Source organism: Mycobacterium sp. 1245801.1, assembly GCF_001673055.1.
In the GTDB taxonomy this organism is placed as follows: Bacteria; Actinomycetota; Actinomycetes; order Mycobacteriales; family Mycobacteriaceae; genus Mycobacterium; species Mycobacterium europaeum_A.
In genome coordinates this window covers 1-14,335 of the sequence record NZ_LZKY01000087.1, presented here as the reverse complement: position 1 = coordinate 14,335, position 14,335 = coordinate 1, and the positions used below count along the sequence as shown (strand labels likewise).

Sequence of the window (14,335 nt, the reverse complement as noted above, 5' to 3'; positions counted from 1 at the left end):
TCGCCGTCGGCCGCGACGACGATCCGGTCCTGCGGCAGGCCGTATCCCCTTCCGACGTTGGCCGCGGACTGCCCGCCCGACCGGTTTCCCGGCGTCATCGGCGAACCGGTGACCCCGCCGGTGCGGGCATCGGCGTATCGCTGCGGCGAGTCCTGGTCGACGCTGGTGCACCACCGGCCGACGGGCCGGCGCCTGCTGATCCAAGGCAGTGCCGGCTTCGTCGAGGGCGCCCTGGCCGGCCAGCGCGCCGACGCGGCGTACCTGTCCGTCGGGCAGCTGGGGCTGCAGCCGCGGTCGTACCTGGTCGACTACTGGACCGAGACCGTGCGCGCGGTGGGCGCGCGCCGGGTGATCCTCATTCACTGGGACGACTTCTTCCGCCCGCTGACAAAGCCGTTGCGGGCCTTGCCCTATGCCGGCGACGACCTGGACGTCTCCGTCCGCGTCCTCGACGAGCTCGCCGCGCAGGACGGTGTCTCGGTGCACCTGCCCACGGTGTGGCGGCGCGAAGACCCCTGGAAGTAGAGCGGTTGGCACCTTGGCCCTGACGCTGGCGCTGTTGCTGCTTGCCGTGGTCCTCGCGTTCGCCGTCGCGCGCCCGGGCGGCTGGCCCGAGGCGCTGGCCGCCGTCCCGGCGGCCCTGATCCTGATCGCGGTCGGCGCGATCTCGGTGCACCAGGCGGTCAAACAGATCGCCGATCTGTCCGGGGTGGTCGCCTTCCTGGGTGCGGTGTTGGTGCTGGCCAAGCTCTGCGACGACGAGGGCCTGTTCGAGGCCGCGGGCGCGGCGATCACCCGGGGCAAGGTCGGGTCGGGCGGCCTGCTGCGGCGGGTCTTCGTCATCGCCTCGCTGATCACCGCGGTGCTGAGCCTGGACGCCGCCGTGGTCCTGCTGACCCCCGTGGTGCTGGCGGCCGTGCGCCGGCAGCGCACCCGGGTGCGGCCCTACGCCTACGCCACCGCCCATCTGGCCAACGGCGCATCGCTGTTGTTGCCGGTGTCGAACCTGACCAACCTGCTGGCGTTCCACACCGCCAACATCTCGTTCACCAGGTTCACCCTCGCGATGGCGGCGCCGTGGCTGGGCGCGATCGCCGTCCTCTACGTGATTTTCCGCTGGTTCTTCGCCAAGGACTTGCGGGTGCAGCCCGACCCGGAAGAGCTGGGCGCACCGCCGCGCCCGCCGGTGTTCGTGTTGCTGGTCGTGGCGCTGACGCTGGCCGGGTTCGCGGTCGCCCAGTCGGTGGGCATCGCCCCGGCCTGGGTGGCGCTGTGCGGCGCCGCCGTGCTGGCGGTGCGCAGCCTGCGCCATCGGCACACCTCGGTGTCCGACATCGTGCGCTCGGTCAACATCTCGTTCCTGGTGTTCGTGCTGGCGCTGGGCGTCGTGGTGCAGGCAGTGATGCTCAACGGGATGGACCGGGCGATGTCGGCGGTGCTGCCGTCGGGTTCGAGCCTGCCCGCGCTGCTCGCCATCGCCGCGCTGGCCGCCGCGCTGGCCAACGTCGTCAACAACCTGCCCGCCACGCTGGTGCTGCTGCCGCTGGTCGCGCCCAGCGGGCCGGTGGCCGTGCTGGCGGTGCTCATCGGGGTCAACATCGGCCCCAACCTGACCTACGTCGGATCGTTGTCGAACCTGTTGTGGCGGCGAGTGTTACGCCAGCACGACGTCGACGCCGGGGTCGGCGAATACACCCGCCTCGGCGTGTGCACGGTGCCCGCGTCGCTGGCGGTGGCGGTGCTCGCGCTGTGGGCCTCGGCGCGGCTGCTCGGTCTCTAGCGCGCGGGCGAGCCGCAGGGGCCCGACCGGATGATCGACGCCAGCTCCTCGCGCGACTGCGCCCCCACTCGCTGGCAGGCCCGGTACACGTGGCCCTCCACGGTGCGCACCGACATCACCAGCTTCTCGGCGATCTCGCGGTTGGACAGCCCGGCCACCACGAGCTCGACGACGTCGCGCTGGCGGCCCGACAACTTCAGACCCGTCGGGGTGTGCAGCGCCGGCGTGTGCAAGCCACCGCACTCGTCGGCCAGTTCCCTGGCCAACGCCGCGGCGTACAGCCCGCGGCGGTGATGTTGGCCTTCGTCGAACACCGCCGAGGCCTGCGCGGCCGCATCGGCGGCCGCCACCCGATCGCCGATCCGCCGGTAGGCCGCCGAAGCCGCCAGCAGGCCCTCGCCGTCCCGGGCCGACAGCGCGCCGGCATGCGACGCGACCGCGTCGGCCAGCGGCAGCGACAACGCGTCGGCCAGCTCCCGCGCCCGCGCCGCCTGGGAGGCATCGCCCCATTGGGCCGCCGCCTGGATGCAGGCCAGCTCGTGGGTCGGCTGACCGCGGTCGCGGGCCAGCCGGGCGGCCTGCGCGACGGACGCCACGGCCTCGCCCAATCGGCCGTTCGCCGCCATCGCCCACCCCTCGGCCAGGGCCAGGCCGGTGTGCATGAACCGGAAGTCGGCCGGCACGCACGACCGCGCCGCGGCGACCGCGTCGTTCGCCTCGTCGGCCTGGCCGAGCTTGGCGTGCGCCTCGGCCAACGCGAAATAGCTCGCGGGTCGCAAACCCGTTGTCACGTAGTGTGTTTGCACCCCGGCCACCGCTTCGTGCACCAGTCGGGCCGCCTCGGCGACCGCACCGCGAGCCAGCTCGGCGTTGCCCGACAGCAGGGCCAGGTTCGCATAGGCCAGGCCCGGGATGTCGCGCGATGATGCCGCGAGTTGCCGTGCGGTGCTGACGAATTCATCGATCCGACCGGTCAGCCGACAGGCGCGTCCGTAGACGGCGCCGAACCAGAACCGCATATGCGACGCCTGAAAGGACGTCGTCGCGCGCCGCAGGGCCTGCTCGGCCACCCCGGCGAGCTCGCCGACCTGTCCCAGCGCGCCCATCGCCATGATCAGCCCCAGCGACGCCATCATCGCGTGGAAGCCGGGTAGTTCGGGGAAACTCAATGCGGCCCGGGCGTTTTCGGTCGCGGACTCGCAGCGCGCGGCCACCGCATCCAGGCACGCCTGTATCGCCAGCCGCTCCGCTCGCTGGGCCGGCGTCTCGGAAGGGTCCGCGGCAAGATCGTCGAGGATCTGCGCCGCTGCGTTGGGGTTGTAAAGGTGCCAGATCAGGTTGGCCGCCCGCACCGTCGCCCAGTGGTGGCGGTCGGGCACGTCGCTGTCGGCCAAGGCGCGCAGCGCCGACTCGGCCGCCTCGCCCCGCCCCAGCAGCGCGAGGTTCATGGCCCGCACCCCGGCGGCCCCCGGCGCACCGGCTTGGGCGGCCGCGGTGGCGAACCGGTCGGCCAACTCCAGATCCAGCAGGGTCATCGCGTGCCGTGCCGATTCCAGGTACAGGTCGGGGTCGGGGTCGAGGTCCGACTCGAGGCGCAGCAGCGCGCGGCGCACCGTGGCCTGCATGTCTGCGTCGCCCACGTCGGCCAGTCGCGTGGCCAGCCTGCCCCGGATCTCCGACAGATACAGCTCGCCCGCGCTGGCGCGGCGCAACTCACCGAACAGCGGGTGGGCGAGCCGGGCCGTCAAGCCGGCGCCGGTGCGTTCGATGTTGACCAGGCCCAGTTGCTCGGCCTCGGCCAGGTCGCGGCGCCGCACCACATCGCACAGCACCTCGACGGCCAGCGGCTCGCATTGCGAGAGCGTGTCGATCACCATCGCCACCCGCGGGCCGAGCCGGCCCATCTGGCGGCCCACCGTGTCGGACAGGCTCGCCGAGACCGCGACGTCGCCGTCCCACATCCACACCCCGGCGGTCTTGCGCATCCGCCCCGCGGCGACCTGGTCGGCCAAGAGCTGCCGCAGAAACAGGGCGTTGCCGCCGGTCAGCTTCTGGAACCGCGCCGCGCTGCGCGCGTCGACCGGGCCGTCCAGCTTGGTCTCGATGACCTCACGGGTCGCCGCCGCCGAAAGCGGTTCGAGATCAAGCCGTTCCAACAGGCCGTCTTTCCACAATGCCGTCACCGCGTCCGGTTCGTCGCTGCCGGTCCGGACGGTGACCACCAGCCGGACCCCGCCGCACTGCGCGAGCTGGTGGACGACGAGCGCGGACAGCCCGTCCAGCAGGTGCGCGTCATCGACCCCGATCAGCACCCGGCGCTGCCGCTGTTGGGCGACAAACGAATTGATCACGCGGCGCACATCGGTCAGCGGATCGGACTGCGCCTCGTTCAAAGCCTCGGTCATCGCGCCGATGAAGGCCCCCAGGGGCAACGCCTGCGCCGAGTCGGTGCCGACGATCCACTGCGTCCGCTGCCCCGACGCCTGGGCACGCTTGAGCACTTCGTGGGCCAACCAGGTCTTGCCGACGCCGGCGGCTCCGGCGAGCACGACGCCCGCGTGTTTGGCACCCGCACCCAGGGCGCGGCGAATGATTCCCAGTTCGCTGTCACGCCCCGTCAGCGGCTCGGCGCCGATCACTCGGCGACTATAACGGCGCGCACGCATCGGATGGGAGGCTTTGCCGGCCTTTGGGTGGCCCGATGTGCACCCGACCCGCAGCAATCGCGTAGTCGACTACGCTGTCGGCCCGCCTCGGCGCCCGTGAGCATGAGTTTTGTCGGACGTGTGGTCAACAAGAGCGGTGGGCTATGGCAAAGATCGGAAATCACGCACTGGTATTGGGAGCGAGCATGGCCGGTCTGCTGGCCGCGAGATCGCTCAGCGAGTTCTTCGGCACGGTCACGGTGGTGGAGCGCGATCCGTTGCCCGACATCGCGCCCGAAACGGCGACCGCGCGCCGGGGCGTGCCGCAGGGCCGGCATCTGCACGGGCTGTTGCCCCGGGGCGGGCAGGTGCTCGAGCAGTTGTTCCCCGGCATCCTCGATCAGCTGGTCATCGACGGCGCACACCACACCGACGGCCAGGATCTGTCCCGGGTGCACTACGACCTGGGCGGGCACCTGATGGCGCGCTCGGGCAGCGCCCCCTCGTTCGCCGTGCACCTGGCGACCCGGCCCTTCCTCGAGGAGCACGTCCGCGCGCGCCTGCGCCGGATGCCCAACATCACGCTGCTCGACGACCACGACGTCGTCGACCTGACCACGACGCCGGACCGCCGGCGCGTCACCGGCGCCCGCGTGGTCAACCGCCGCACCCGCGAAGACCTCGCACTGAGCGCGGATCTGGTGGTCGACGCCACCGGGCGCGGCGCGAGGACCCCGGCATGGCTGCATGCCCTGGGCTACGAACGCCCGACCGAGGTGCACGTCCCGGTGCGCCTGACCTACGTGAGCCAATTCCTGCGCATGGCACCGGACGTGCTGCACGAATTCGGGTTCATCGTGGGAGCCGTGCCCGGCCGGCCGCGTGGTGTGGGCATGCTGAACTGCGAGAACGACACGTGGACGTTCACCGTCTACGGCATCGCGGGCCACGCGCCGCTCACCGACCTGGCGTCGATGTGCGAGTTCGTCGAGGACTGCGCACCGGCCCGCCTGCTGGCCGCGGTCCGGGCCGCCGAACCCCTCGGGGAGCCCACCCGGCACGTCCAACCGTCCAGCCAGTGGCGCCGCTACGACCGGATGCGACGCTTTCCGCAGGGCCTGCTGGTCATCGGCGACGCGATCTGCAGCTTCAACCCGATCTACGGCCAGGGCATGACCGTCGCCGCGCTGGAGGCCTTGGCGCTGCGCGACTGCTTGTCCTGCGGCACAGATGATTTGGCCCGGCGATTCTTTCGGGCCGCCACCGTGCCGATCCGCCAGGCCTGGGAGCTGTCGGCCAACCCCGACCTGTGCCTACCCGAAATCGAGGGCACCGCACCGCTACTCACCCGGTTGCTCAACGGCTACATCGACCGCATCCTCACCGCCGCCGAATACGACGCGATCGCGGTCGATCGGTTCGTCAGGGTCACCGCGCTCATCGACCCCGCCGACCGGCTGCTGCACCCCACGATGATGTGGCGTGCCGCGCTGGCCAACCTTCGCCGGCCGCGACGCGGCGACAACCAGCCGGCTCGCGCGAACGGTGACCTGGCGGGGAGCGTGCCCCGCTAGGCCCGCCGGTAGGCGGGCGGCAACGGCATCGACAGTTCGGCGAGCACGGTACGCAACAACGTCGGGTAATCGGTGATGATGCCGTCGACGCCGTAACCGATCTGCCGGCGCATGGCGGCGGCGTCGTCGACGGTCCAGGGAATCACCTTGAGCCCCAACGCATGCGCGCGGTCGACGAACGGCTGGCCGGTGACCAGCCGGTAGTCGGGTGAGACGATGTCCGCGCCCACCGTCCGCGCGCCGATCAGGGGATCGCCGACGAACGCGGGATTCACTCCGCCCAGCCAGGGCGAGTCCGGCGCCCAGGTGTGCTGGTCGTACAAGGCCACCAACGGAATTGACGGCTCGGCGTGCCGCACCAACGGCAGGGTGCGCCAGTCGAAGCTCTGAATCTCCACCCGGTCGGCCTTACCCGCCGACCTGACCGCGGCCAGTATCACGTCGACGGCCTCCTGCGGCTCGGCCGATGCGCCGGGGCGGTCGGCCTCCACCTTGGTTTCGATGTTGTAGCGCACGGCGTCGGCGCGGTAGGAGTCGGCGAGCGCGAAAACCTGCGGCAGCGTCGCGATCTTGTTGCCCCACACCACTTCGGCTTGGGGGTAGTCGGCGAGCGGGCGCCCGCAGTCCAGGGTGTCGACCTGGGTGAGGGTGAGCTCGTGCACGAGCTTGCCCACGTATGGATACTGCGGGTCACCGGTGAACGCGGGCGCGGTGTCGGCACACTTTTCGGCCTCGATGGTCGGGTCGTGCCACACCAGCGGTTGCCCGTCCTTGGTGATGACGATGTCCAATTCCAATGTGCTGACGCCCAATTCGATCGCCTTGGCGAACGCGCGCAGCGATTCCTCGGTGGTCTCGCCTCGCCCGCCGCGATGGGCCTGCAGGTCGAATTCCGACGGTCGCGCGGTGGCCGGCCCGGCGAGCAGCACCGCCAGCGTCAGCAGCGCGGCGGCCAGGCGCGCGATCACTCATCCCCTGCGCTGGCGCGTGATTTCGGCGAGTACCACCCCGGCGGCCACCGACGCGTTCAGCGATTCGGTGTCCCCGGCCATCGGGATGGACACGACTTCGTCGCAGTTCTGCCGCACCAACCGCGACAGCCCCTTGCCTTCCGATCCCACGACGACCACCAGCGGATCGGTGCCGTCGATGTCGTCGAGCGGGGTGTCACCACCGGCGTCGAGACCGATCACCCGCAGCCCACGACCGGCCCAATCCGTCAGTGTCCGGGTCAGATTGGTGGCCCGCGCCACCGGGATGCGCGCCGCGGCCCCGGCGCTGGTGCGCCAGGCCACCGCGGTCACCGAGGCCGATCGCCGCTGCGGGATCAGCACCCCGTGGCCGCCGAACGCCGCGACCGAGCGGACGATGGCGCCCAGGTTGCGGGGGTCGGAGATGTTGTCCAGCGCGACCAGCAACGCCGGCGGCGAGGCGAGCGCGGCGGCGACCAGATCGTCAGGGTGGGCGTATTTGTACGGCGGCACCTGCAAGGCGATGCCCTGATGCAGATGGTTGGCGGTCATCCGGTCCAGATCGGTGCGCGGCACCTCCAGGATCGAGATGCCCAAATCGGCTGCGCGAGTGACTGATTCGGTGAGCCGTTCGTCGGCCTCGGTGCCCAGCGCCACGTAGAGCGCGGTGGCCGGCACCCCGGCCCGCAGGCACTCCAGCACCGGGTTGCGGCCCAGCACCGTCTCGGATTCGTCGGTCTTGCCCCGCGCGGGCCGACGGCTCTGGGCCTTGGCGCGCTTGGCGGCCGGATGGTTGGGGCGCAGGTGCGCGGGTGGGGTGGGGCCACGACCTTCCAGGCCGCGGCGGCGCTGGCCGCCCGAACCCACGGTCGGGCCCTTCTTGGTGCCCTCTTTGCGTATCGCCCCGCGGCGGCGCGAGTTGCCGGCCATCTACTCGGCCCCTACTGTTCTGGACTGGCCTGCAGCGACCACTGCGGCCCGTCGGCGGTGTCGGTGACCTCGATGCCGGCCTCCTTGAGCCGGTCGCGGATCTCGTCGGCCAGCGCCCAGTTGCGTTCCGCGCGCGCCTTCTGCCGATTCTCCAGCTCCGCCTGCACCAGCACGTCGACGGCCGCGAGCGCCGCCGACGTCTCGTCGCGGGTCTCCCAGCGCTCGTCGAGCGGGTCGCAGCCCAGGATGCCCATCATCGCGCGGATCGCGCCGGCGTGCCGCAGTGCGCCGTCGTGGTCGCCGGAGTCGAGCGCCCGGTTGCCCTCCGCGCGCGCCTGGTGCACCTCGGCCAGCGCGGCCGGCACGGCCAGGTCGTCGTTGAGGGCCTCGGCGAAGCGTGCGGTCCATTGCCCGGGTTCGACGCCGCCGACCCGCACCCGCACCCGGTGCAGGAATTCCTCAACGCCGACATAGGCTTTCACCGCGTCCTGCAGCGCGGTCTCGGAGAACTCCAGCATCGACCGGTAGTGGGCGCTGCCCAGGTAGTAGCGCAGCTCGGCCGCGCGCACCCGCTGCAGCAGCGCCGGTATGGCCAGCACGTTGCCCAGCGACTTGCTCATCTTCTCGCCGCCCATCGTCACCCAGCCGTTGTGCAGCCAGTAGCGGGCGAACCCGTCGCCGGCGGCGCGGCTCTGGGCGATCTCGTTCTCGTGGTGCGGGAAGACCAAATCCATTCCGCCGCAATGAATGTCGAACTCCGGCCCCAGATAGGTGCGGGCCATCGCGGAACATTCCAGGTGCCACCCAGGGCGGCCGCGACCCCACGGGGTCGGCCAGGACGGCTCGCCGGGCTTGGCGGCCTTCCACAGCGTGAAATCACGCTGATCGCGTTTGCAGGTGGCCACGCCCTCGCCCTGATGGACGTCGTCGATCTTGTGCCCGGACAGCTGCCCGTATTCGGGATAGCTGAGTACGTTGAAGTACACGTCGCCGCCGGCGGCGTAGGCGTGACCGGTTTCGATCAGCCGTCCCATTAATTCGACCATCTGGGTGATGTGCCCGGTGGCCCGCGGCTCGGCCGACGGCGGCAACACGTCCAGGGCGTCGTAGGCGGCGCTGAAGGCCCGCTCGTAGGTGGCCGCCCATTCCCACCACGGCCGGCCCGCCGCGGCGGCCTTATTGAGGATCTTGTCGTCGATGTCGGTGACGTTGCGGATGAACGCGACGTCGCAGCCGCGTGCGATCAGCCATCGGCGCAGGATGTCGAAGGCCACGCCGCTGCGGACGTGGCCGATGTGCGGCAGGCCCTGGACCGTCGCACCACACAGGTAGATGGAGACGTGACCCTCGCGCAGCGGAACGAAATCACGCACGGCGCCGGTTGCCGTGTCGTGTAGCCGCAAGCGGGCCTGATCGGTCACGACGTGCCAGCTTACCGGGTAGTTCCCCGGCGCCCGGCGCTGCGCGGGCTTACCCGGTGGAGACGACCAGCGCGGTGGCGATCGCGGCGAGGCCCTCACCGCGTCCGGTCAGCCCCAACCCGTCGGTCGTCGTCGCCGACACCGACACCGGCGCGCCCAGCAATTCCGACAGCACCCGCTGCGCCTCGGCGCGGCGCGGACCGACCTTCGGCCGGTTGCCGATGACCTGTACGGCGGCGTTACCGACCCGGAAACCGTGGTGCGACGCCAGATCCGCGACATGGCGCAGCATGTCGGCGCCGCTGACGCCTTTCCAGCGCGGATCGTCGACCCCGAACACCGTCCCGAGGTCGCCGAGCCCGGCCGCCGACAACACCGCGTCACACAGGGCGTGCGCCCCCACGTCGCCGTCGGAATGCCCCGCGCAGCCGTCGGCGTCGCCGAATTGCAGACCCAGCAGCCAGCACGGCCGTCCCGGTTCGATCGGGTGCACATCGACGCCCAGGCCCACCCGGGGAAGCGGCGGCACGGCGTTCACCGGCGCACGACGGTCTCGGCCAGCAGCAAATCGAGCTGGGTGGTGATCTTGAATGCCAGCGGGTCGCCGTCGACCACCTGGACCTGGCCACCGACATGCTCGACCAGCGACGCGTCGTCGGTGAAACCCACGCCGCCACCGGCCCGGTAGGCCCCGTAGGCACGCAACAGCAGATCGGTCGCGAAGCCCTGCGGGGTCTGCACGGCACGCAGCCCGGCGCGTTCCGGCGTCCCGAGCACCACCCCGTTGGCGTCCACGGCCTTGATGGTGTCATGCAGGGGCAGGGCCGGCACCACGGCGTCGTGGCCGGCCCGCAGCGCCTCCACCACGCGGATCACCAGCGACGGGGGCGTCAGGGCACGCGCGGCGTCGTGCACGAGGACGTACTCGGGGGCGGCTGTGACGGCGGCCAGGGCCAAGCGCACAGATTCGGTGCGGTCGGTCCCGCCGGCGACAACGGTGGCTCGCCCGGCCTCGACGTCATCAGCCAGCACCCGGCCGGCCTCGTCGATCCGGTCGGCGGGAACGGCCGCCACCACGCGATCGACCACCCCGGCTGCCAACAAACCGGCGACGGCGCGCTGCAGCAGCGTGCGGCCGTCGACCAAACAGAATGCCTTGGGGATACCTGCGGCCAGTCGTTCGCCCGACCCTGCGGCGGGGACGACTGCGACTACGTTGCCTGACGTGCCGGTCTCCGGGGCCAACCCCGGCTGCGGGACCAACCCCGGCTGCGGGACCAACGGAGTGTCAGGACCTTCAGGAAGCGGCGGCCAGAACCTCGTCGAGGATGGTCTCCGCCTTGGCGTCGTCGGTGCTCTCGGCCAGCGCCAACTCGCCGACCAGAATCTGGCGGGCCTTGGCCAGCATGCGCTTTTCGCCGGCCGACAGGCCACGCTCCTGATCGCGACGCCACAGGTCGCGGACTACCTCGGCGACCTTGTTGACATCGCCGGACGCAAGCTTTTCGAGGTTGGCCTTGTAGCGGCGCGACCAGTTGGTCGGCTCCTCGGTGTGCGGGGCCCGCAGCACCTGGAAAACCTTGTCCAAACCCTCTTGTCCGACGACGTCGCGGACACCCACATACTCAGCGTTCTCGGCGGGAACTCGAACGGTCAGGTCGCCCTGCGCCACCTTCAGGACGAGATATTCTTTTTGCTCCCCTTTGATCGTCCGGGTTTCGATCGCCTCGACTAACGCAGCACCGTGATGCGGGTAAACAACGGTGTCGCCGACCTTGAAGATCATCTGATTCGAGCCCCTTTCGTTACTTCATCCTAACACGGCCGCCTAACTACGCGCGAAGCAACGATGCAGGTCAGGGGCACAACACGCGCAGATTAGGGGTTGACATGCGGACCAAGTCGTGCAGTGCAGCACATTACCAATGCCCCCGACGCGGCCCGGCGGCCGCCTCGAGGACGGCTGTTACGGCGCTCCGGCGCTGGTCTGGCGCCCCGCGCTATCGCGCGCAAGACCTTCCTACTACTGTGCATAGTTGCATCAGTCGAACCGGCTCAGCAGGAGGCTCGAGAGAGTGAACCGCTTCAAGATCCGCCTCGGCCTTCCCGCGCTCGCCGTCGCCGGCGTGATGGCCGTCCTGGCCGCTCTGCTCAGCGGTTGCGGAGCCGGACAGGTCTCGCAGATGGCGGTCCAGGAGCCCGCCATCAACGGCAACAAGGTCACGTTCAACAACGTGGCGCTGCGCAACATCCGGATCCAGGCCTACCAAAGCGGTGATTACCTGCAGCCGGGCCGCACCGTGGACCTGGTGCTGGTGGCCGTCAACCTGTCGCCGAACACGCCCGACCGGCTCGTCGGCATCACCAGCGACATCGGCACGGTGACGGTCAGCGGCGACGCCCGCCTGCCCGCCGGTGGATCGCTATTCATCGGCACGCCCGACGGCGAGAAGGTGGCGCCGGGTCCGGTCGGTTCGAACACCGCCGCGGCCAAGGCGACCATCAATTTGGCCAAGCCCATCTCCAACGGGCTGACCTACAACTTCACCTTCAATTTCGAGAAGGCCGGCCAGGCCACCGTCGCGGTGCCGATCTCGGCCGGGCTGACGCCGCCGCAGCAAAACCAGGCGGGCTAACCGCCTGTCGTGACACGGGCTTGTCGTAGCGGCTCGATACCGTCATGGCGTGGCAACCGCGCGCTCGCAATACCGCTGTTCGGAATGTCGGCATGTCACCGCGAAGTGGGTCGGCCGCTGCATGGAGTGCGGAACCTGGGGCACCGTTGACGAGGTCCCGGTGCTCAGCGCGGTCGCCGGCCGTCGCGGCGCCCTGGCCACGGCGGCGCCGGCCGTGCCCATCACATCCATCGAGCCCAACGCCAGCCAGCACCGCACGACGGGGGTAGACGAACTCGACCGCGTGCTCGGCGGCGGCGTGGTGCCCGGCTCGGTCACGCTGCTGGCCGGCGATCCCGGCGTGGGCAAGTCGACGCTGCTGCTCGAGGTCGCGCATCGCTGGGCGAAAGCGGGCCGCCGCGCCCTGTACATCTCCGGTGAGGAGTCGGCGGGCCAGATCCGGTTGCGCGCGGACCGCATCGGCTGCGGCAGCGACGAGCTCTACCTGGCCGCCGAATCCGACCTGCACACCGTCCTCGAGCACATCGCGACGGTCAGGCCCGCGCTGGTGATCGTGGACTCGGTGCAGACCATGTCCACCACCGAGGCCGACGGTGTGGCCGGCGGCGTCACGCAGGTCCGCGCGGTGACGTCGGCCCTGACCGCGGCGGCCAAGACCAACGGCGTCGCGCTGATCCTGGTCGGGCACGTCACCAAGGACGGGGCCATCGCCGGGCCGCGTTCCCTCGAGCACCTCGTCGACGTGGTGCTGCACTTCGAGGGCGACCGCAACGGCTCGCTGCGCATGGTCCGGGGGATCAAGAACCGGTTCGGGGCGGCCGACGAGGTCGGCTGTTTCCTGTTGCACGACAACGGGATCGAGGGCGTCGCCGACCCGTCGAACCTGTTCCTGGATCAGCGTCCGGCCCCGGTGCCGGGCACCGCGATCACGGTGACACTGGACGGCAAACGGCCGCTGATCGGCGAGGTGCAGGCGCTGCTGGCCACGCCGGCGGGCGGCTCGCCGCGCCGCGCCGTCAGCGGCATCGACCACTCCCGGGCCGCGATGATCACCGCGGTGCTGGAAAAGCACGCCAGGCTGCCAGTCGGCATTAACGACATCTACCTGTCCACGGTCGGCGGCATGCGGCTGACCGATCCATCGTCGGATCTGGCGGTCGCGGTCGCGCTGGCGTCAGCGCTCACCGGCCTGCCGCTGCCCACCACCGCGGTGATGATCGGCGAAGTGGGACTGGCCGGAGATCTGCGGCGGGTCAGCGGCATGGAGCGGCGGCTGAGCGAAGCCGCTCGCCAGGGGTTTTCCATCGCGCTCATCCCGGACGGTGACGACCCCCGGCGCGAGATCGTGCCGAACGGGATGCGGGCGCTGCGCGCGCCCACCATCGTGGCGGCGCTGGAGCACATGATCGACATCGCCGACCACCGCGGCGGCGCTCCCGCAAACCCGCCATGGCTGGACGCATGACGCGTCGGGCCTGAAGAATGACATGCTGTGACTCGTCCGACCCTGCGTGAAACCGTCGCCCGCCTGGCTCCGGGCACCGGCCTGCGTGACGGCCTGGAACGCATCCTGCGTGGCCGCACCGGCGCCCTGATCGTGCTCGGCAACGACGAGGCCGTCGAGGCCATCTGCGACGGTGGGTTCGCGCTGGATGTGCGCTACGCGCCCACCCGGCTGCGCGAGCTGGCGAAGATGGACGGCGCCGTCGTGCTGTCCACCGACGGCAGCCGCATCGTGCGGGCCAACGTGCAGCTGGTCCCTGACCCGTCGATCGCCACCGACGAGTCGGGGACCCGGCACCGGTCGGCGGAGCGGGCGGCGATCCAGACCGGCTACCCGGTGATCTCGGTGAGCCATTCGATGAACATCGTGACCGTCTACGTCGGCGGGGAGCGCCACGTGGTGGCGGACTCGGCGACCATCCTGTCGCGGGCCAACCAGGCCATCGCCACCCTGGAGCGGTACAAGATCAGGCTCGACGAGGTCAGCAGGCAGCTGTCGCGCGCCGAGATCGAGGACTTCGTCACGCTGCGCGACGTCATGACGGTGGTGCAGCGGCTCGAGCTGGTCCGCCGGATCGGCCAGGTGATCGACAACGACGTGGTCGAACTGGGCACCGACGGCCGCCAGCTGCGGCTGCAGCTCGACGAGCTGCTCGGCGGCAACGACAACGCCCGGGAACTGATCGTGCGCGACTATCACGCCAGCCCGGAGCCGTTGTCCGAGGCGCAGATGACCGCCACGCTCGACGAGCTGGACGCGCTGTCGGATACCGAGCTGCTCGACTTCACCATCCTGGCAAAGGTTTTCGGGTATCCGACCACCACCGAGGCGCAGGATTCGGCGGTCAGCCCGCGCGGCTACCAGGCGCTGGCCG

Annotated in this window: 12 protein-coding genes and 1 pseudogene; 6 read left to right on the top strand and 7 right to left on the bottom strand. The window is 70.7% G+C overall.

The genetic code is table 11. From position 1 onward, the window contains the following. Positions 1-525, top strand: a pseudogene (locus tag A5622_RS05460) (hypothetical protein); the annotation flags it as partial. Positions 526-538: 13 nt separating this feature from the next. Beyond that, positions 539-1,780: an SLC13 family permease gene (locus A5622_RS05455; protein WP_066863755.1), complete on the top strand. Its 1,242-nt coding sequence runs from the start codon at positions 539-541 to the stop codon at positions 1,778-1,780. On the opposite strand, the gene A5622_RS05450 is transcribed toward A5622_RS05455, so the two are convergent. Then, positions 1,777-4,419, bottom strand: a complete 2,643-nt coding sequence (locus tag A5622_RS05450; RefSeq protein ID WP_066877174.1) for a LuxR C-terminal-related transcriptional regulator — start codon at positions 4,417-4,419, stop codon at positions 1,777-1,779. The two genes, A5622_RS05455 and A5622_RS05450, sit on opposite strands and share 4 nt — an antisense overlap. Before the next feature lie 170 nt (positions 4,420-4,589). Between A5622_RS05450 and A5622_RS05445 the strand changes: the two genes are divergently transcribed. Then, on the top strand, positions 4,590-5,999 hold the full coding sequence (locus A5622_RS05445) for an NAD(P)/FAD-dependent oxidoreductase (RefSeq protein ID WP_066877171.1): 1,410 nt from the start codon (positions 4,590-4,592) through the stop codon (positions 5,997-5,999). Here A5622_RS05445 and A5622_RS05440 read toward each other — a convergent pair. From A5622_RS05440 to carD, 6 genes are read right to left on the bottom strand one after another with little or no spacing between them, the layout of a single operon-like run. Continuing rightward, positions 5,996-6,967: a glycerophosphodiester phosphodiesterase gene (locus tag A5622_RS05440; protein WP_066877169.1), complete on the bottom strand. Its 972-nt coding sequence runs from the start codon at positions 6,965-6,967 to the stop codon at positions 5,996-5,998. The two genes, A5622_RS05445 and A5622_RS05440, sit on opposite strands and share 4 nt — an antisense overlap. After that, a complete protein-coding gene (rlmB, locus tag A5622_RS05435; protein ID WP_066877167.1) occupies positions 6,968-7,900 on the bottom strand; it encodes a 23S rRNA (guanosine(2251)-2'-O)-methyltransferase RlmB in 933 nt (310 codons plus the stop codon). An 11-nt stretch (positions 7,901-7,911) separates the two neighbouring features. Next, entirely contained in the window at positions 7,912-9,321 is a 1,410-nt protein-coding gene (gene cysS / locus A5622_RS05430) for a cysteine--tRNA ligase (RefSeq protein WP_066863741.1), read from the bottom strand. A gap of 49 nt (positions 9,322-9,370) precedes the next feature. Beyond that, the gene (gene ispF, locus A5622_RS05425; protein ID WP_156748892.1) at positions 9,371-9,850 is read right to left on the bottom strand and encodes a 2-C-methyl-D-erythritol 2,4-cyclodiphosphate synthase; all 480 of its coding nucleotides are present in this window, start codon (positions 9,848-9,850) and stop codon (positions 9,371-9,373) included. Between the two features lie 5 nt (positions 9,851-9,855). Further along, positions 9,856-10,566 carry a 2-C-methyl-D-erythritol 4-phosphate cytidylyltransferase gene (gene ispD / locus A5622_RS05420; RefSeq protein WP_066877165.1) on the bottom strand — a complete coding sequence of 237 codons (711 nt, stop codon included), beginning with the start codon at positions 10,564-10,566 and terminating at the stop codon, positions 9,856-9,858. Between the two features lie 52 nt (positions 10,567-10,618). Beyond that, positions 10,619-11,107, bottom strand: a complete 489-nt coding sequence (carD, locus tag A5622_RS05415; RefSeq protein ID WP_003419482.1) for an RNA polymerase-binding transcription factor CarD — start codon at positions 11,105-11,107, stop codon at positions 10,619-10,621. Between the two features lie 289 nt (positions 11,108-11,396). Between carD and A5622_RS05410 the strand changes: the two genes are divergently transcribed. From A5622_RS05410 to disA, 3 genes are all read left to right on the top strand, one after another. After that, entirely contained in the window at positions 11,397-11,957 is a 561-nt protein-coding gene (locus tag A5622_RS05410) for a hypothetical protein (protein WP_066877163.1), read from the top strand. A gap of 49 nt (positions 11,958-12,006) precedes the next feature. Then, positions 12,007-13,422 (top strand): DNA repair protein RadA, encoded by a 1,416-nt coding sequence (gene radA, locus A5622_RS05405; RefSeq protein WP_066877161.1) that lies wholly within the window; start codon positions 12,007-12,009, stop codon positions 13,420-13,422. 27 nt (positions 13,423-13,449) lie between these two features. Then, a partial coding sequence (disA, locus tag A5622_RS05400) for a DNA integrity scanning diadenylate cyclase DisA (RefSeq protein WP_066877159.1) occupies positions 13,450-14,335 on the top strand: 886 nt, incomplete at its 3' end.